Source organism: Pelobacter seleniigenes DSM 18267, from assembly GCF_000711225.1.
Classification (GTDB): Bacteria; Desulfobacterota; Desulfuromonadia; order Desulfuromonadales; family Geopsychrobacteraceae; genus Seleniibacterium; species Seleniibacterium seleniigenes.
Map to the genome: position 1 here is coordinate 1,788,707 of NZ_JOMG01000002.1, position 18,906 is coordinate 1,807,612.

At 54.7% G+C, this 18,906-nt stretch carries 19 protein-coding genes; 13 read left to right on the top strand and 6 right to left on the bottom strand.

Annotated elements, in window-relative coordinates; translation table 11 throughout:
• The 4 genes from N909_RS0110965 (at window position 1) to N909_RS0110980 (ending at window position 3,691) form a co-directional block, all read left to right on the top strand.
• Window positions 1-1,452 (top strand): NapC/NirT family cytochrome c, encoded by a 1,452-nt coding sequence (locus N909_RS0110965; protein ID WP_051689695.1) that lies wholly within the window; start codon window positions 1-3, stop codon window positions 1,450-1,452.
• A gap of 361 nt (window positions 1,453-1,813) precedes the next feature.
• Entirely contained in the window at window positions 1,814-2,290 is a 477-nt protein-coding gene (locus N909_RS0110970) for a cache domain-containing protein (RefSeq protein ID WP_029914978.1), read from the top strand.
• Between the two features lie 205 nt (window positions 2,291-2,495).
• On the top strand, window positions 2,496-3,071 hold the full coding sequence (locus tag N909_RS0110975) for an isochorismatase family protein (protein WP_029914980.1): 576 nt from the start codon (window positions 2,496-2,498) through the stop codon (window positions 3,069-3,071).
• A 182-nt stretch (window positions 3,072-3,253) separates the two neighbouring features.
• The gene (locus N909_RS0110980; protein WP_029914981.1) at window positions 3,254-3,691 is read left to right on the top strand and encodes a DMT family transporter; all 438 of its coding nucleotides are present in this window, start codon (window positions 3,254-3,256) and stop codon (window positions 3,689-3,691) included.
• Window positions 3,692-3,756: 65 nt separating this feature from the next.
• Here the strand turns inward: N909_RS0110980 and N909_RS0110985 are convergent, their stop codons facing one another.
• From N909_RS0110985 to N909_RS0110995, 3 genes are all read right to left on the bottom strand, one after another.
• Window positions 3,757-4,101: a DUF3024 domain-containing protein gene (locus N909_RS0110985; RefSeq protein WP_029914982.1), complete on the bottom strand. Its 345-nt coding sequence runs from the start codon at window positions 4,099-4,101 to the stop codon at window positions 3,757-3,759.
• A complete protein-coding gene (locus N909_RS0110990; RefSeq protein ID WP_245613598.1) occupies window positions 4,098-5,042 on the bottom strand; it encodes a PLP-dependent cysteine synthase family protein in 945 nt (314 codons plus the stop codon). The genes N909_RS0110985 and N909_RS0110990 overlap by 4 nt, the downstream gene beginning before the upstream one ends.
• Before the next feature lie 77 nt (window positions 5,043-5,119).
• Entirely contained in the window at window positions 5,120-6,961 is a 1,842-nt protein-coding gene (locus N909_RS0110995; RefSeq protein ID WP_029914984.1) for a UbiD family decarboxylase, read from the bottom strand.
• Window positions 6,962-7,160: 199 nt separating this feature from the next.
• Between N909_RS0110995 and N909_RS0111000 the strand changes: the two genes are divergently transcribed.
• Window positions 7,161-8,780, top strand: a complete 1,620-nt coding sequence (locus tag N909_RS0111000) for a sensor histidine kinase (protein ID WP_051689696.1) — start codon at window positions 7,161-7,163, stop codon at window positions 8,778-8,780.
• On the opposite strand, the gene N909_RS0111005 is transcribed toward N909_RS0111000, so the two are convergent.
• Window positions 8,768-10,189 carry a sigma-54-dependent transcriptional regulator gene (locus tag N909_RS0111005; RefSeq protein WP_029914986.1) on the bottom strand — a complete coding sequence of 474 codons (1,422 nt, stop codon included), beginning with the start codon at window positions 10,187-10,189 and terminating at the stop codon, window positions 8,768-8,770. The genes N909_RS0111000 and N909_RS0111005 overlap by 13 nt on opposite strands.
• Before the next feature lie 1,170 nt (window positions 10,190-11,359).
• On the opposite strand from N909_RS0111005, the gene N909_RS25940 reads away from it, so the two are divergent.
• From N909_RS25940 to N909_RS0111035, 6 genes are all read left to right on the top strand, one after another.
• Window positions 11,360-11,518, top strand: coding sequence for a hypothetical protein (locus tag N909_RS25940; protein ID WP_169739561.1), 159 nt, complete (start codon window positions 11,360-11,362; stop codon window positions 11,516-11,518).
• An 84-nt stretch (window positions 11,519-11,602) separates the two neighbouring features.
• Entirely contained in the window at window positions 11,603-12,130 is a 528-nt protein-coding gene (locus N909_RS0111015) for a cytochrome c3 family protein (protein WP_029914987.1), read from the top strand.
• A gap of 45 nt (window positions 12,131-12,175) precedes the next feature.
• Window positions 12,176-13,117, top strand: coding sequence for a 4Fe-4S dicluster domain-containing protein (locus N909_RS0111020; protein WP_029914989.1), 942 nt, complete (start codon window positions 12,176-12,178; stop codon window positions 13,115-13,117).
• Between the two features lie 2 nt (window positions 13,118-13,119).
• Entirely contained in the window at window positions 13,120-14,433 is a 1,314-nt protein-coding gene (locus tag N909_RS0111025) for a polysulfide reductase NrfD family protein (protein WP_029914991.1), read from the top strand.
• A 57-nt stretch (window positions 14,434-14,490) separates the two neighbouring features.
• Window positions 14,491-15,402, top strand: a complete 912-nt coding sequence (locus N909_RS23830) for a hypothetical protein (protein ID WP_051689697.1) — start codon at window positions 14,491-14,493, stop codon at window positions 15,400-15,402.
• On the top strand, window positions 15,311-15,826 hold the full coding sequence (locus N909_RS0111035) for a hypothetical protein (protein ID WP_029914995.1): 516 nt from the start codon (window positions 15,311-15,313) through the stop codon (window positions 15,824-15,826). The genes N909_RS23830 and N909_RS0111035 overlap by 92 nt, the downstream gene beginning before the upstream one ends.
• Window positions 15,827-15,940: 114 nt before the next feature.
• Here N909_RS0111035 and N909_RS0111040 read toward each other — a convergent pair whose 3' ends face one another.
• Both N909_RS0111040 and N909_RS0111045 read right to left on the bottom strand, forming a co-directional pair.
• Window positions 15,941-16,345 carry a DUF2721 domain-containing protein gene (locus N909_RS0111040; RefSeq protein ID WP_029914997.1) on the bottom strand — a complete coding sequence of 135 codons (405 nt, stop codon included), beginning with the start codon at window positions 16,343-16,345 and terminating at the stop codon, window positions 15,941-15,943.
• A 24-nt stretch (window positions 16,346-16,369) separates the two neighbouring features.
• Complete coding sequence (locus N909_RS0111045; protein WP_029914999.1) at window positions 16,370-17,011, bottom strand: class I SAM-dependent methyltransferase; 642 nt, start codon at window positions 17,009-17,011, stop codon at window positions 16,370-16,372.
• A gap of 181 nt (window positions 17,012-17,192) precedes the next feature.
• Between N909_RS0111045 and N909_RS0111050 the strand changes: the two genes are divergently transcribed.
• Together N909_RS0111050 and N909_RS0111055 are read left to right on the top strand one after the other, a co-directional pair.
• On the top strand, window positions 17,193-18,128 hold the full coding sequence (locus N909_RS0111050) for an ABC transporter ATP-binding protein (RefSeq protein ID WP_029915000.1): 936 nt from the start codon (window positions 17,193-17,195) through the stop codon (window positions 18,126-18,128).
• A complete protein-coding gene (locus tag N909_RS0111055; RefSeq protein WP_029915002.1) occupies window positions 18,109-18,897 on the top strand; it encodes an ABC transporter permease in 789 nt (262 codons plus the stop codon). Before N909_RS0111050 ends, N909_RS0111055 begins: the two co-directional genes overlap by 20 nt.
• The last annotated feature ends 9 nt before the right edge of the window (window positions 18,898-18,906 follow it).

An 18,906-nucleotide genomic window follows, 5' to 3' on the forward strand; every position in this document is an offset into this window, starting at 1 on the left:
ATGGCAAGGTTAACCGATATTCCCAAGGCGTTTATCAAAGGAATAGCGCACAGCTGGATATCCCTGGTCGGCGCTATGGTGGTCACGGTTGTTTTCCCCTTCTTGATTGGCGCAATCCTTTACGACATCTTTCTTCATATCGATAACCCCTACCTGAGCGGATTTATTTATATGATGCTCGGGCCGGCCTTTATCGGCGGGCTGGTGCTGGTTTTTGTCGGTCTGTTCTTTGCCCGGGGCAAGGAGGAAGTCCGCCTTTTTACCCTTGATTACCTGCGTGAAAAACTCACCGATGAGTCCAGTTTCAATCGGGTCCGCAAGCTGGTTTTTGTCGGGGTTTTCCTGACCTGTGTCAATATCGTGGTGGTTGGTGTGCTCGCCTACAGCGGTTATCATTACATGGAGTCGAATGCCTTTTGCGGAGAGGTCTGCCATGTGCCGATGACCCCTGAGTATACCGCCTACCAAAACTCGGCCCACTCCCGGGTCGCCTGTGTCGAGTGTCATATCGGCTCCGGTGCGTCTTGGTTTGTGAAATCGAAGATTTCCGGTGCCCGGCAGCTGTATGCCGTGCTGGCCGATACCTTTTCCCGCCCCATCCAGACGCCCGTTCATGGCTTGCGGCCGGCGCGGGACACTTGTGAACAATGTCACCGGCCGGAAAAATTCCATGGCGACAAGCTGGTGATCCATGACAAATATCAAGAGGACGAACAGAATACCCACGTCCAGACCGTATTGCTGGTAAAAATCGGCAGCGCCGGGGATCGCACCGGCTCGTCCCATGGTATCCACTGGCACGTTGCCCCGGAAAATGAGATTGTTTATACCGCGGCAGACTGGCAGCGCAATATCATTCCGGAGGTCGATTTGAGTACCCAGGGCGGGAATAAAAAAATCTTTCGCTCGCCGGATGCCGATGAACAGATCGCCAAGGCGACTGACCTGCAGAAACGGGTACTCGACTGTATTGACTGCCATAACCGGCCGAGCCATATCTACCTGACCCCGGACCGGGCCATCGACAATAAGATTCTGGCTAAGGACATACCGGTAGAGTTGCCTTTTATTAAGCAGCAGGCCATGGCGGCGGTGCAGGTCAAATATAAAACCCAGGGCGAAGCAAAAACAGCTATCGCGGTTCAGCTGAACAACTATTACCGGCAGAAATATCCCCAGCTTTATGATGCCAAACGCAAGCTGATCGAGCAGGCGATTGCAGGTGTCCAGGCGGCCTATGTGGAGAATGTCTTTCCGGAAATGAATATCCAGTGGAATACCTATTCGACCAACATCGGCCATGCCAATGATCTGGGCTGTTTCCGCTGCCACAATGAAGAGCATGAAACTGCCGATGGCGAGGTTATCTCCATGGATTGTGATACCTGTCATACCATTCTTGCAGAAGACGAAGAAAATCCGGAAATTATCAAGACTCTGCTCGGTCAGTAACTAGTTGCAGGGCCATACCCTGCCAGAGCGCTGCCTTTCACAGGGGCTTTCGGGGTAACCGAGAGCCCCTGTTTTGTCTCTTCAGAAAGCGTGATTGCTAACATTGTTTTGCTTTGTTCTTCCCGGCTGATCTTTGAAACAGTTTTCATTTGCAAGGGAAAGACAAGTTGTTGAGTCTGTTCCTCGGCTATCTTTCAGGACGAATGAATAAAAATGATTTACTTAAACTAAAACATTGTTATAATAAATCCGGATTGGTCATTTAAACCCGAAACCGAGGCTCGAATTCGGGTGCCTTTTTGCAATGTTGATAAAGGTCTGAGATGGGGTTCAGCGTAAATTTTTTGCCAAGGGAGATGGTATGAAAAAGGTACTGACGGCATGTATGGTTATTATTGCTCTGACTATGTCCAGCGGCGCTGCTTTGGCTGATTCGCATAAGGCTACAGTGGCAGAGTGTATCGAAATGTGTAAGCTGGCGGCAGATATGATTCTTAAGGACAAGGACGCCGCACTGGCGGAAATCGCCAAAAAAGACGGTCGCTTTGTCTGGAAAGATTCCTATGTCTTTGCCATGGATCTGACCGGGAAAATGCTTGCCCATCCCATGCAGCCGGGCTTGATGAAAATGGACAGTCTGCTTTCGGTGCCGGATAAAAATCCGACCAAGCCGAAGATGCTATTTGTGGAATTTGTCGTTCTGGCCGCCACCGAAGGGGAAGGTTGGGTTGAGTATATGTGGCCGAAACCGGGCTCCACGGAACCCTCTATTAAAGAAACCTACATTTATCGGGTTCCCGGCACCAAGATCTTTACCGGCGCAGGGATTTACCGGTAGCCAGGACATCGGTCATCGCCAAAGGAGATCCGCGATAGCAGCCTCCCCGGAGTTAGGGAACACTGCTAAAGCGGATCTTTTTTTTAAGAAACCGCTGGCTGGAGGCGCGCTTGGCAACTTTTCGGGTGCGGCTGGTCTTTTCCTGTGACAAAGGGTCCCGTAAACCTCTATACTGCAGCGATAAATTCATCACGGAGGAGCAACAATGACAGCTGTGAATACAAAATTTCGGCTCGATATCAATCGGGCTGCCTTATTGATTATCGATGTGCAGGAGAAGCTGGTGCCGGCGATGAACCAGCCCCTTTACACGCAACTGTTGCAAAACGCCAGGTTGCTGCGCGAAGGGTTTACTGCTTTCGGGCGGCCGGTCCTGGCCACGGAGCAGTATCCGCAGGGCCTGGGGCATACCATTAGCGAATTGAACAGCGGAATCACTGCCACTGTTGCCAAGCGGGCATTCAGTTGTTGCGGGGAAACGGATTTTTTGACGGCTTTAGAGAAAACCGGCGCTGACCAGGTGGTGGTGATCGGCATGGAAACTCATGTTTGTGTCTATCAGACCGTGCTGGATCTGCTGGACAAGGGGTACGCCGTTCATCTGGTGCGGGATGCTGTGGCGTCGCGCTTTGTGAGCGACTTCGAAAATGCGTTGCGGCTGGCCGGCGAGGCCGGGGCGGTGGTGACCACGACCGAGACCGCTCTGTTCCAGTTTGTCCCGGTGGCCGAAGGGGACGGTTTCAAAACGATTTCCAAGCTGGTAAGGACGCGGACTGCCTGAAGCAAAGGCAGGGTTTGTGCCACGTAGAACCCGGAGACCGCTGCGCTTTACCCCGTACGCCCTCCGCTAAGCCGGGAATTCACCGGCATTAATAACGCTTTGCAGAGTCCGTCACGCCTGCTGATCTTCAGGACAGGCCTGGCGGACTCTGCTGTTCCAGAAAGAACCGGAAAAATAACACCATGTCCAATCTGTTACTGATTCTCCTGATGTCAGCCGGCGGTGTCGCCGTAGCCCTGCAACCATCCATCAATGCCCGGCTGGCGGAAAAAACCGGCTTCCTGCAGGCGGCGACTATTTCCTTTGCCATTGGCACCCTCTGTTTGCTGCTGATCTCCCTCTCTTCCGGGCAGGGCAGTTTCCGGCGGATGGGCGAGGCTGACTGGTGGCAATTGAGCGGTGGGCTGTTCGGGGCATTTTTTGTGGCCATGACAGTGCTCGGGGTGCCCCGGATCGGCACCACCGCGGTGTTGGCCTTGACCATCGCCTCACAGCTGATCGCCGGGATTCTGCTCGACCATTTCGGGGTGTTCGGCATGCGTGGGATTGCCATCGATTTTCGTCGCGGCGCCGGGGTTGTGCTGCTCCTGGCCGGAGTCGTTCTGATCTGCCGGCGCTGAGTACCGGAAGGCGAGGCCCGGCCGGGGGTTCTGTCCAGACTATCGCCAGCCTGTGCGGCAGCGGATTATTCCTGCCAGAAATAGCCGAGTGGATCCTGCCTGATGGCGGTCAGCAATCGTCCGAAATCGAGGCTGGGTTGAATGTTGAGGTAGAGCTGCCAGTGTTCACCGTTCTGATGATGCAGGGTCCACTGTTGCAGTTCAGGGCTGAAACGGATTTTGGCCATCGGCAGTTCCTTGTGCCGATCGGGCTCGTTGCGATAGCGGCGGACCTCGACCAGGAAAACCTGAGCACCTTCAAAGCGGTAGCGAAGATGGCGGGGCCGGTACGGGTCGTTGGCCGCCCGGATGCAGAACTCATCGAGCTGGCGGACGGCACTTTTGCGTAACAGTTCCGGAAGGGTGCTCATGGCGGGCATTCCGCACACTGGGAGCGGAACAGGTTGGTGCTCAGGTAACGATCGCCCCGGTCCGGCAGCAGGGCGACGATGGTTCCATGCTCGATTCGTTGGGCGATTCGCAGGGCCCCGGCCACCGCGGCCCCGCTCGACATGCCGGCGAAAAGGCCCATCTTCAACGCAAGTTGGCGCGTGGTTTCATAGGCTTCCTCGTCACCGACCAAGAGTTTTTCCGCCAATTTGCTCTCGTCATAGATCGCCGGAACAATGGCTTCACACATGTTTTTCAGTCCTTGAATCTTATGCCCGAGGCCGGGTTCAACACCAATCACCTTGACGGCGGGGGCAACTTCGGAAAAATACCGACTCAGCCCCATCAGCGTCCCGGAGGTTCCCATCCCAGCGACCAGATAATCAATATCACCGGCGGTCTGGCTGAAAATTTCCGGGCCGGTCGTCTCGTAATGAGCGAGAGGATTGTTGGGATTGCTGTACTGATTGGGCATGTAATAACGATCTGGATCTTCGGCGAGGATCTTGTGGGCGAGGTTGATGGCGCCGTCGGTCATTTCACAACCCGGGGAGAGTACGGTTTCCGCGCCATAAGCCTCGAGGATTCCCCGACGTTCGGTGCTGACACAGGCTGGCATGACCAGTTTGACCCGGTAACCTTTGGCGGCGCCGATCATGGCAATGGCGATGCCGGTATTGCCGGAGGTCGGTTCAAGAATGATTTTTGCGCGGGTCAGTTCCCCGCTTTGTTCGGCCTTTTCGATCATATACAGGGCCGGTCGGTCTTTGACCGAGCCACCTGGATTGCTCCCCTCCAATTTGGCCAGGAGGCGGACGCCCGATTTGCCGAGCAGGACTGAGATGTCAACCAGCGGGGTATTGCCCACCGCACCGATGAGCGGGGGAACATAGACCTGCTGAATATTCGGCTGCAACATCATTTTATCTCCATCAGTTGGAAAGGCAACGGGCCATTTTCCAAGGGTTTTCTGTGGCCGCTTTTGCGGTGCCGGTGTGGCTAAATAATACCATGAAGCGGTCCTCCCGGGGCGCCGAGCTGATCAACCTGTTTTTCTATTGCGGGATCATCCAGAAGTTCCGGCGCATGGTGGGGTTTCCGGCGCGCATCAATGATCAGCGAGCCGTTGCAGCCCCAGTGTTTGGCGGTGATGAAGCTGTCGATACCATAAGTGTCTGCCGCCGGATTGGAGCGGGTGAAAGTCACCCATAGCCAATTGTTCAGCGCAGTTGCACAGAAGTCGCTGTCATCAACAACAACAATCAGAGGGATTGCGGTCAATTGCGATGATCCGGAAAAGAAGGCACAAAAATCCAGGATAGCAGAATCTTCACCGGGGAGATAGTCGCTGCAAGGTGGCCCCTTGACCACGAGGGCCCCAGGGAGGATCAGCCGGGGCTCTTGAAAGCGTTCCGGCAACTGCAGCTGATCGGGCAGGGCCGTGGCCAGGGTTCGGCGACGCGGACCGACTGCGGCCAGCACCAGTTTGGAACCCTGATTGAGACCGTGTCCGCTGTAGTCGAGGGTGTCGATGGTCGTGGCGGTCTGAAAGTGGAGGTCACGACGCCAGTCGATTCGTTCCAGCAGGTATTGGAAGAAAGTTGGAATATCGTGCAGGTCGAGTCTGGTGCGATCGTCTTCAGCCACGATCAACAGGTATTTAGCCAGGGACAGCTGCCCCTGGCCGAGAATGGCATTGGCCTGGGTCAGCAGCTCCTGCGGTTGATCCGGTTGCCGGTAGGGGGTATAGCGTTCGCTGCCGATGGCCAGCAGCAACGGATGAACCCCGGCGGCATCGACGGCATGAACGGCTTTGACTCCGGGCAGGACAGTGGGGATGAGCGCCCCGGTCAATTCATGGATAAAGGCCCCGAAACTGGTGTCTTCCTGCGGGGGGCGGCCGACGGTGGTAAAGGGCCAGATGGCATCGGGGCGATGATAGACCCGTTCCACCTTAAGAAACGGAAAGTCGTGCGCCAGACTGTAATAACCAAAATGATCCCCGAAGGGGCCTTCCGGTTTCTGCTGCGCAGGGTCAATGGTGCCGCTGATGACAAAATCGGCCTCGGCGGGCATCGGCAGCAGCCCGGCCGGTTGTACCAGGGGGATGCGGTGGCCACCCAGCAGCCCGGCGAAGGCCAGCTCCGGCATGCCTTCCGGCAGCGGCATGACCGCGGCAACGGTCAGGGCAGGGGGACCGCCGACGAAAATGTTGACGCGGAACGGTCGGCCGCGGCGCAGGGCTTCCCGGTGATGCACGCCGATGCCGCGATGGATCTGGTAATGCAGGCCGATTTCCCGGTCCTGTTGATAGTCGTTGCCGGCCAGCTGAACCCGGTACATGCCCAGGTTCGATGCCCGCAGCCCCGGTTTGTCTGTGCTTTCCGAATAGACCTGGGGAAGAGTTATGAAGGGTCCGCCGTCGGCGGGCCAGCTTTTGATCTGTGGTAAATCGCTGATGTTCGCCTGACAGCTGAGGATCGGCCCTGAAGCGACTCGTTTAGGCAGCAGATGGAAAGCAGCGGTCGGAGCGGTAAGCAGGCCGCGTGGCGCCTTAACGAGGCTCTTCGGATCAAGCTTAAGCTTGACCAGGGTTTCGACATGGCGCAAGGTATCGCGAAACAGGTACCGGGTTCGCTCCAGGGTACCGAACAGGTTGGCAACCGCCGGGAAACGACAACCGCACAGATTGGTGAACAGCAGGGCCGGACCCTGGGCCTGGTAAACCCGCCGTTGAATGGCCCCGGCCAGCAGTTCGGGGCTGATCGGCTGGTCGATGCGAACCAGTTGAGCAGTTTTTTCCAGGTCGTTGATGGCCTGACGAAGAGTCCTGTAACCCATGGCAAGATCTTTCTGTATTGCACAAGTGAAGAGATTTTATACTTCAGCCGGCCTGAAAAGGCAATGCGGCTCTTGCCGGGAGGCAGTCCTTCTCGGTCGAATAAGCTGTTTTGGCACGATCGATGAATAGTTCAAATCAGCATAACCATCGATTGGGGAATTCGAGATATTCCGTTTTTCTGCTATGGAGAAGTTGTCAATGCGTATCCGTCTGGCGATCAGATTTACGGTGATTATAAGTGTGGTCCTGCTGGTGGTCATGTCGATTGCCGCTTTCCTGCATATCAATAAGGTGCAGAATGCCTTCATTGAGCGGGCCAAGGTGGAAACCGACATGATTTCCGACATGATCCTGCGCGATACCTACCATATGATGCTGGAAAACGATCGGGCGCGCCTGCAGCTGACCATGGAGGAAACCGGCGCCTCGGACCGAATCCAGCGAATCCGCATCCTCGGCAAAGCAGGAGTGATCAATTTTTCCAGCAATGTCAATGAGATCGGTACGACTTTAAGTGAGACGGACGACAGCTGTGCTTTCTGCCACCTGGCCGGATCAAAGGTCCTGATCGATGCGCCCATCGACTCCCGGAGCAGAGTCTTCAGTGATGAGGCCGGCAATCAGTATCTGAGCGTCACCCGGGGCATTTACAACGAGCCGAACTGCTATACCGGCGACTGCCATTTCCATTCGCCGGATGAGAAAAAGATCGGCGTCATCGACATGGCTGTTTCTTTGCGCGAGATGGTGGATGTGGCCCATTCGCACCATGTTGACGTCATCACCCAGACCTTGATCATGTTGCTGATTCTGTCCCTCTGCCATTATCTGCTGACCCGGAATTATATCTGCGATCCGATCCAGAGCTTGCTGGAACAGACCAAGGCCCTGTCCAAAGGCGACTTGACCGCCAGAATTGAGCGGACCGCACAGGATGAGATCGGCGAACTTGGCCGGTCTTTCAACGAAATGGCGGAAAACTTGGCCCAGGCCCAGCTTGAGCTCAAGGATTGGGGAAACACCCTGGAACAGAAAGTGGAAAAGCGGACGGAAGAGATCCATGCCATGCAGGATCAATTGCTCCGCTCAGCCAAGCTCGCCTCCATGGGGGAACTGGTCGCCGGGATTGCCCATGAAATCAACAACCCGTTAACCGGAATACTGATGTTTGCGTCCTTGTCGGCCAAAAATCCCGATTTACCGACACAGGTCAAGGACAATCTGGAGCTGATTGTTTCCGAAACCGGGCGCTGTGCCAAAATCGTTCGCGGGTTGTTGGAATTCGCCCGCGAATCGATCCCCGAGAAAAAACTCGATTCGATCAACCGGATCATCCGCCAGACCCTGGAGCTGGTTGCCCAGCAGACCATTTTTCAGGACGTCAAGATTCGCTGCCATTATGAGGAGTCTCTCCCCCAGCTTGCCGTGGATGCCGATCAGCTCCAGCAGGTCTTCCTGAATATGCTTATTAACGCGGGGCAGGCCATGCCCAACGGCGGCAGTCTCTCCATTTCAACCGCCTTGGTTGAAGATGCGGTGCGGATCGTTATCGAGGACAGCGGGGTCGGCATCAGCCAGAACGATATGAACCGGATCTTTGATCCCTTTTTCTCGACCAAGGCCCAAACCGGCTTCGGTCTCGGTCTGTCGGTTTCCTACGGCATTATCCGCAACCATGGGGGGCGAGTCGACGTGGACAGTAATCCTGGGCAGGGGACGCGGTTTTCCATTTTTCTTCCCCTTCAGGAAAGCCGGGATCTGCAGGTTGGCGGCGAAGAGCCAAAGCCCGAGGGGGGCGGTGCGGCTCAGGAGATGTGATCTTTGACTGAGATGCCGAGTTTTTTCAGCAGGGCCTGGAAGTTGGGCCGGAGCATGCCGGTTTCTTCAGCAGCTTTGGTGACGTTCCAGTTGTTACGTTCCAGGGCTGCATAGACGAAGGCCTTTTCGACGGGTTCAACCGCCTGCTCGCGGACCTTGCGTTTCACTTCTTTGAGTTCTTCGGTATTGAGAGGGGCGGTGATCTCGGTGTTGGCTTCGCCGTCGCTGCGGCTGGTCGGAAGCTCCAGGCATTCGCGCTGGATCGTCTCACCCTGGGTCAGGACCACGGCGCGTTCGATAATGTTTTCCAGCTCCCGGACATTTCCCGGAAAAGAATATTCATGCAGGGCCAGATGAGCATCAGCGGATAACCCCTTGATCCCTTTGCCAACCTCTTCGGAAAACTTTTTCAGAAAGAAGTTGATCAGCAGCGGCACATCACCGGCGCGTTCGCGGAGCGGCGGCAGTTCGATAGGGATGATGTTGAGGCGAAAATAGAGATCGTCACGAAAGGTTCCGGCTTCAACCATTTTGTCGAGGCCGCGATTGGTCGCGGCGATCAAACGGATGTCGATGGGGCTGGCTTTGGTGCCGCCGATGGGAGTGACTTCCCGCTGTTGCAGCACCCGCAGCAGTTTGGCCTGGGTCGCCATGCTCAGATTGGCGATCTCATCAAGAAACAGCGTACCGCCGCCGGCAACGGTAAACAGGCCGGGCTTGGACTGCGTCGCCCCGGTAAAAGACCCTTTGACATGACCGAAAAGTTCGCTTTCGAGCAGGTTCTCCGGCAGGGAGTTACAGTCGACGGCCACAAAGGGTTCGTCTTTGCGTGGACTGTTGCTATGTACGGCCCGCGCGACCAGTTCTTTGCCGGTGCCGCTCTCGCCGGTAATCAGGACCGTGCTGTTGGTTGGCGCGACCTGCAGGATTCGCTGGAAAACCTTCTGCATGGGAGCGCTTTTACCAATAAAAGAACTGGTTATCGAATCTTCTGGAAGGCGAGCGTTGATCACTTCCGATTCCAGGGAAAGGATTCTTTTCCTGATCGCGGCACGCACCTTGTCGACGATCTGATCGGGTAAAAAAGGTTTGGTCAGATATTCAAATGCGCCGTTTTTCATGGCGTCCACGGCCGAATCGACGGTGGCAAAGCCGGTGATGATAATGACCGGCACATTTGGTTGCAGGACCTGAATGGTTTTCAGCACATCAATGCCGCTCATGATCGGCATCTTCAAGTCACTGATCACCGCGCTGAAGTCCTCCTTTTGAAGTTTATCCATGCCGGCTTTGCCGTTGGCGGCAACCTCGACCTGATACCCCTCAAGAACCAGCGTCTGGCGCAGGCCTTCGCGAATAACGGCTTCGTCGTCGATGACGAGGATTTTATGGTCAGTATACTCACTCATAAATCTGAAATGCCGCACTTGACAGAGAAAATTGAAGATGTTGATTTTCCGTTTTTGGCCCAGCTCGCTATGTTCAGCTGGGTGAACGGATATGGACATGTTAAATCATTAGCAAAATTCACGCCGATTCATACTAATCGGGGTTGAATAGTGCCGTCAAGCGGATTGCCGCTAAATGCCCCGAATCTCCCGGCCCCGTTCCGAAAATAGTCGTAACGCCTGGTCGTGTTTCCTGGCGCTGTCGTTTAACCCGGTGAATTCTTAACATAATCGCATAATTTTATAAAGGCTGTGGCCGCAGATTGGGTGGTCGCCATCTTCCCCCCGACCGCGCGAAGGGTCCGGCTGAGCTCCAGCTACGAATCCTTGGGGTTGAGGCCGCCAGCGGCTGACCGGGTTGCCGATGTCCCTATGGGTGTATAGAAAAAATATTCCCAGAGCCTCCTGCGCCGCTGCTGACGTCAGTAGAATATCCCTGAAGAATATTGGTAGTGGCAAGGATTTGCCGACAAGGTGACCGGTTTTTTCTTTTTTTCAGCAAAGAAAGAACGCTCTTTGTGGGGCGGGGACGAAAATAACCAGGTTTCGCGACTGGGTCTCCGATGATTCCTTTGCTTGGCTGCGCAGGGGTGGTGCCGTGGTAACGCGGCTCTGTATACAATCTTTATGCGTGAAAAATCATCAATATATTCAAGTTGTTATCCATCTAATGGTGGCGCGCTGGGCTAGGCATTTCCCGTCACTGTATGTTTATTCTATACACCGGAAGCTTTTCTCTGCCCACCCTTCCGTCTCAAATATTTTTAAAAAGATTTATCAAAACAGCTAGTTATGGCGATGATTTTTTTAATGGCCGAGCTGGCATAACCTCTGCAAAACCAGATGAGTGCAAAACTGGGTGATGCGGGTACCAGTTTGTGCAAAGTGCTATTTGACAGTGTCATGTCGAGACAACGGGTGCCGAAGGTTTCGGTGAGAGGAGGGCGGATCCTTTTTGCCTGCTGTTGCTCATGTGGGTCGGTTGTTACGTTTCTTTATTGTTACCCAACTGCTCCAGGCACCGTTGGCGCTGTTTGGAATGACCGACGCTGCGACTCAAAATAGCACAGCTCACAGGCAGGCAGCTGTCGTGAAGCAGAACACTACAACCCAATTAAGGAGAAAATGATCATGATCGATTTTTTTCTGAATGTCGGCAGTGTTGAGCAGATTTATACGGTCGTTGATTTTTACACCTATATCAAAGGACTTGAGTATCTGATCTGCCTGTTGCTGTTCAGCATCTTCCCCATTTTTTACCGGTATATCCATGGCGGCGGCGAAGATTGATTCCGTGGCATGAAATGTGAGCATTGGAGCGGAGCGCCGGAAGGTTCCGAGCGCAATTCATTTGCGAGGCAAGGAGTAGAGGTTATGGTCAACCCAGGAAAACAGCTGATCAAAGTACTGGCGATCGCGGCATTGTGTCTTTCGGTAGCTTTGAGCTGTTATGCAATGGATGATTTTCCCGATGAGGTGGAAATTTCCTCGCTGGAGAATCTTTTTGGACCCGTTGAATTTGATCATGCGTTCCATGTCGATGTCACGGAAAGCTGTGCCCAGTGTCATCACCATACCACCGGCGCCCCGGTGGTCAACGAGTACTGCGGCAAGTGCCACAATGCCGAGCAGGAGATGGATGTGGTGGCCTGTCAAGACTGCCACAGTGCCGATTCCGGGAGTGCGGAAAACCTGCAAAAAACAGCCACTGAATATTTCTTTCATGACGATAAACCCAACCTTAAAGCGGCTTATCACTTGAATTGTCTCGGTTGTCACCGGGCCATGGACGGTCCGACCGGGTGTGAAGATTGTCACGCCAAGACGGAAGCCGGGAATAAGTTTTATCGTTCTGGAAAGTTCGCCCCTGAGCCGGCCGCAGGCGGATCAGAACATCATTAACAAGGATAATTTTGAACCCAGGGGCACTATCAAGGAGATTTCGTCATGAGTAAAATTACACGGAGAAAATTTTTAGCCGGCAGCGTGGCGGGGAGCGCCGCTGTAATGATGACTCCGGCCAAAAAAGCGTTGGCTGCGGGTTCGTTTGAAGGTTTCCCGGACGGAATGGGTGTGCTGGTCGATCTGACCCGCTGTATTGGTTGCCGAACCTGTGAAGCAGCCTGTAACAAGGAGCAGAATCTGCCTGCCCCGGATAAGCCGTTTGACGATTATTCGGTGTTCGATGAGATCAAGCACGGGCAGAAAAGGCGCACCACCGAAAAAGCCTACACCGTGGTCAACCGTTATGAGCCGACTGGTTCCGCTCAGCCGGTGTACCGGAAAATCCAATGTAACCACTGCAACGAGCCGGCCTGTCTGACCTCTTGCTTCGTCAACGCCTATACCAAGACGCCCGAGGGCGCGGTTATTTATAATTCCAAGGTTTGTGTCGGCTGCCGCAACTGCATGATCGCCTGCCCCTTCGGGATCCCGGCCTATACCTACAGCTCGGCCTTTAATCCGGTCATCAAGAAGTGCATCTTCTGTTATGACACCCGTTTGAAAAAAGGCCAGCCGCCAGCCTGTGTGGAGAGCTGCCCGCAACAGGTCATGACCTTCGGCAAGCGCAAAAAGCTGATGAAGATCGCCTATGAGCGAATCCGGAAAAATCCCGAAAAATATGTTGATCAGGTCTACGGGGACAAAGAAGTCGGGGGCACCGGCTGGTTCTACATTTCCAGTGTACCTTTTGAGGAAGCCGGTTTCAGCACCTCGTTGCCGAAACATCCGATTATCAACAATGTTAAAGACTTTCTTGCCATCGTGCCGATGGTGCTGGCGATCTGGCCGGCCCTGTTCACCGGTTTTCACCTGCTGGCAACCAAGGGGAAAAAGTCTCACGGGCATGCAGACGATCACAGCAATGACGGGCGGGAGGATCACTGATCATGAAAAAATTAGCAACCTACGGAGTCAAACCGCATGATTCGGCCGTCAAGCCGAACGGGCAGAAATGGACCCTGATGGAAAAGCTGCTGCTCGGACTGACGCTGGATCAATATCTCGGCCAAGTGCTGCGGAATAAATTCAACTGGCTGCTGGCGATTATTTTTGCCATCGGTATTCCGGCGATTATCTATCGCTATATTTTCGGGCTGGGAGCAGTGACCCACAGCTCCTATGATTACCCCTGGGGCCTGTTCCTTGGCTTCGGCCTGTTCTGCATGGTGCCGTTGTCGGCGTCCGGGTTCATGCTTGGTACCACGGTGGAGATTTTCGGGCGCCATGATTTCGAGCCGATAGAGCGACTGGCCCTGCTCAACGGTTTGCTCGGTTATTTCTTTGCGGTGGTTTACCTGCTGGTCGATCTGGGGCAGCCCTGGCGCCTGGCCTATCCCATGGTCTATTCCTGGGGGCCGGCCGCGGTCCTGTTCCTGGTCGGCTGGCATGTGGCCACTTATCTATCAGTTCAGGTTGCCGAAGTATCGACGGCTTTTTTCGAGTGGATCGGTTTTCCCCGCGGCTATGAATTCATCCGCAAGGGGACCGTGGGGCTGACCGTGGCCGGGATCATCTTGTCGACCCTGCATCAGGGGGCATTGGGAGCGTTGTTTGTGTATGCGCCCGGCAAGGTCCATCCGCTCTGGTACTCGGCATCTTTCCAGTGGATTCATTTTTTCGTCTCGTCGATCCCGGCCGGGCTGTGCATGGTGATCACAGTGAGTACGGTGGTCTTCTATACCATGCGCTGGCGCTGTGACCAGCGGTTTATCGAGAGCCTTGACCGCATCACCATCTCCCTTGCCAAAGGCGCGGTGATGGGTTTGATCACCTACCTGTTCATCAAATTCCTGGCTGTCGCCCATGACAACGAATGGGCCTATCTGGCGACCGGCTGGGGAGCTTGGTGGTTGTTTGAGATCGGTTTCGGTGTTATTCTCCCATTAATTCTGCTGTCTTTTGGTATTCATCATCGCCTGGTCGGGGTGTGCCGGCTCGGGGCGTTGATTACGGTCCTGGGAATTCTGCTGAACCGGCTCAACACGGCCCTGATTGCTTTTAACTGGAATCTCTATCAGGAGATTCCCCATGTTCTGGAAGTGATAATTTCGATTACCATTTTTGCCATCTACGTGACCACTTATCGCTTTATCCTGAACCGGTTACCGATTCTCTACCAGCTCAAAGCCAGTCCGGTGGAAGTTGAAGCCAAGGTTCCGGCGGTGGCGATAGCAAGAGAAGAAGTATCTGCAAGCGCCTGACGGCGGCGGTCCCGGGCGGGCAAATGTCCGTCCCGGGACCATGAAAAGAGAGGGAGTATGTTTGATAATCTGATTGCCAGGGCTATTGTGCCGGTCACAATAGCTGTCACCGGTTTTGTCATCTTCGGCTGTCTGCTCCTGTATTCTTTTATCAAGTCGGACATGACTGCCGAAGCAGTCAGACATGTGGATGATCTGGTCGTTACGGTCTATAAATCGACCCATTATGCAATGATGGAGGATGATCGGGATTCGTTGCGGAATATTCTGGCCAATGTCGATACTCTTGACGGTGTCGAGCGGGTCCGGATTTATGACCCGCAGGGAACCCCTAAATTTTCCGACTTCGAGCAGGAACCGGTCGGTAAAACCTTTGCCCCCGAAGTGGACCGCTGGTCGACTTCGCTGATGAAGGATGGCCATCCCGAGCGGGAGGCGACCCAGTACAAGGTCGATCACGATAACGGCTTTATCGCCGTAACCATGCCTATTCTCAACGAGCCCCAGTGCTCCACCGCCGCGTGTCATTTTCACGCCGATAGCAAGCCGGTGCTTGGTTTCCTAAGTATCGGACTGTCCAGCGCCAACTTGGAGAAAACCCTTGCTCTGCTCAGAAGTCGAATGATAGCTTTCAGTGTCATGGTCCTGTTCCTGACCGTCGGCGGGGTCACTGCACTGCTCAGAGTGAATCTCTTTCTCCCGATCTTGCGCTTGACTTATAATGTAGAACAGGCCGCCGCAGGGACGGCTGAGGCGGATCTGCCCAAATCGGATCACAAACTGGGCAAATTAAACCGTGATTTTCGTACCCTGGTCAGACAGAGGGATCAGGCCCGGCAGGATTTGAAAGCATTGGAACCCGCAGGTAGGGAGTCAGATGATCGACCCGACGAATCACGAACCGGAGGAGCCCCTGCCGGACATCAATCCGTTGCGGAAACAGGTTCAGGCCAAGATCAAGAGGCTTGAATTACGCTCCAGCTCCGGCCTTTGGTTGCTTGCCCTGTTCACTTTGCTGAGTATGGGGGCGTTTCGGGATTTTGCGATTCTGCCTTCGTTGAGCGAAGAGGTACATGCCTTTCTCGGCAAGGGACCGAACCCCTATATGATCAACTGGGCTCTGGTGGTGTATGCTTTTTCCGCCCTGATCATGGTTTTGACCCAAATGGCTGGGAATAAAAAACCCGCCAGTGGTCTGCCGCATTTTGCCTATCTCGGAGGCTTTTACGGCTTCTATCACCTGACCAATTCCCTGAATGAAAATTTCTGGGCGGTTTTCGTGGTCGGCCTGACTATCCTCGGCCTGCAGAGCTATCACATCTGGAACTACTATCACGAGCAGATTCAGGAGCAGAAAGAGATCCTGGCTGAACTGGATAAGTTAGTGGATTGACCGGTTCGGCAACGGCTTCGCGAAGGGGTGGTGCTGCGGTCCGGCCTGTCTCGTCCGGGCCAGGCGCTGGCTTTTCTCAGCAACACAGCTTATTGTCACCCTGGAAGCGTTCCGCTACAGGGATTTCTCTTCGTCAGCCAGGTTCTCCAGATCTTCCAGTTCGATTTCGATCGCTTTGGTACTAATGGCGATTTCCAGTAATGAACAGAGCAGAGAAAGCGCCAGCAGGCAGATGCTGATGGCAAATATCCATTCGGCCGGAACCATCCACTTCAGAAATAGCAACAACATGGTCAGCACGCAGAGCAGAAAGCTGAGGACTCCGAGCCCCTGCATCGCTTTGATCAGAATCAGCCGCAGCCGCAGGTTGCTGATCTGACGAATGACCATTTCGGTCATAGTCGCTCGCTGGCTGTGGAGCTGGCGGATCAACTGGGCAAGGACCAGGAAACGGTTGGTGTAGGCCAACAGCAGCAATGAAATAGCCGGGAACAGGAGAGCCGGAGTGGTCAGGTCCATAGATGATTCCACCCAAATGAGGAGTTAGGGTTTGCGGGCGCTGCCGCGGATGGTTCTGTTCACAAAAGCCGGGGCACCGCAGAGCGGCGCTTCGGTCAACTGTTCCATCTCCAGCCCGGCGGCGCAAATGGCTGCTGCGGTATCACGGGTCAACCGACAATTCCCGGCGCAGCAGCTCCAGAAGGGTTCAATCCGTTGCTGCCAGCGTCTGAGTCCGGGTTGCTCGGCAATGATATGTTCCAGAAACAGCAATCGGCCACCGGGGCGCAGTAGACGAAATATTTCCTCCAGGCTGGCCGCGAGATCGTCGACCGAGCACAGTACCAGGGTTGAGACAATGGTGTCAAAGGAGGCATCCGGCATGGCGATGGTCTCGGCAGGCCAGGGTTTGAGCTGAATCCGGCCGTCCGGGAGATTGGCGGTTTTTCGGGCCAATTGTCGACGCATCAGCCGGTCCGGTTCGCTCAACCAGACCCGCAACCGCTCCAGCGGATAATACTGGAGATTCAGGCCGGTTCCGGCTCCGATTTCAAGCAGGTCGCCTTGCGCCCGGTGGAGCAGTTCGTGCCGCCAGACGCCGAGGCAGCGTTTTTCAACGCCAGCCATGGCCCGGTCATAAAACCGGGCGAGCAGATAGGAGCGGATTGTTCGAAAGGTTTTGACCATTTTTTCTCCGGCAGCGAGTTCTGTGTAATCGTGTTAAGCTTGCTACTCATTATCATCGGCATGGTTCGCAGGGCAAGTCAAGGCATTGTCCTGATCACGGTATTCATTGAGTCAGAGGTGGGTGTTGCTTTCTCTGTGCTGATGACTTGTCAGGTGGCATGGGGAGAGGTATAGTCGCGCCATGAATGCTTTGGAGATAGAAAACCTATACAAATCGTTTGATGGAAAAGTCGCGGTCAACGGGGTCAGTTTTGCCATTGAAGATGGTGAAATCTTCGGTCTGCTCGGTCCCAACGGCGCCGGCAAGAGTACCATCATCAACATGATCGCCGGGGTATCGCGCATCGGCGGTGGGCGGATTTCCGCGTTCGGTCATGACAACCGGCGCGACTACCGGCACACCCGACGGCTGCTCGGGGTGGTCCATCAGGAGATCGTGACCGATAATTTCTTTACCATTGGCCAGGCCTTGAAAATGCACGCCGGCTATTACGGTGTCAAGGACGATCCGGACTGGCGCAGCCTGCTGATTGATCGCCTTGACCTGCGCCCGCATCTGGACAAGATCATGATCAAACTGTCCGGAGGGATGAAGCGCCGCTTTATGATTGCCAAGGCGTTGATTCATCGCCCCAGGCTGTTGATCCTTGACGAGCCGACCGCCGGAGTGGATGTCGAGCTGCGTCATGGCCTGTGGGAGTTCGTTCGCGAGATCAATGAGCATGGCACCACCATTCTGCTGACCACCCATTATCTGGAAGAGGCGGAGCAGATGTGTGATCGTATTGCTATTATGAATCATGGTGACCTGATCGCCATGGAAGCGACCCATGAACTGGTGCGGCGACTTTCCAATCGGCAGCTCCGCTTCTGGCTGGAGCAACCCTTGCCGGAGATGCCCACCGGTCTGGATGCCTATTCGCCACGCCTCAAAGGGGACGGCAAAGAACTGCTGCTGAATCTTCCTGCCGGGGAGAGTGCCGGCGATCTGCTCGGCCAGGTGTGTCGGCTTGGGTTTAAAATCCGCGATATCGAGACCGATCAGAGCGGCCTGGAAGAGGTCTTTATCCAACTGACCGGAGTCAATGGAGGTGTCCATGGTGACCGACTCAAATAACCGGTTTTACCCCTGGTTGCCTTTTTATACCCTGTTCAGTAAAGAGGTTCTGCGTTTTCTGCGGGTTGCCAAACAGACCCTGCTCACCCCGATCGTGACCGCGTCGCTGTACCTGTTTGTGTTCGGAGCCACGCTCGGCAATAGATTGAGTGTGCTCGAAGGATTCAGCTATGCCCAGTTTGTCATCCCGGGACTGATTATCATGGGGGTGATCAATAACTCCTTTGCCAATACTTCGTCATCTCTGTTCATGTCCCGCTATCTGGGGGGGATTGTCGATCTGCTGGTGACCCCGGTCACGCCGCCACAATTCATTTTGGCCTACACTCTGGCAGCCATGTTGCGGGGGCTGCTGGTGGGTGGCGTGGTGCTGATTATCTCGACCTTTTTTGCTCAGCTGCCCTGGACCTCTCCACTGTTGGCGGTGCTGATGGCCATGATTGCCAGCTTCCTGTTTGCCCAGTTCGGGCTGATCGCGGCGATTTACGCGCACAATTTTGATACTCTGTCGATGTTCAGCAATTTCCTGATCCTGCCATTGATTTACCTGGGCGGAGTGTTTTATCCGATCTCCATACTGCCGGCCCACTGGGCCAGACTGTCTTACCTGAACCCGCTTTTTTATCTGATCGATGGCTTCCGTCATGCCGTTATCGGGGTCGGTGATACCAGTTTCCTGGTCTCTTTCGGGGTCAGCCTGGCCATGGCCGGCGGGCTGTTCGTCTGGGCGGCCTGGATGATTGGCAGGGGCTATCGACTGAGAAACTGAGCTTCCGGG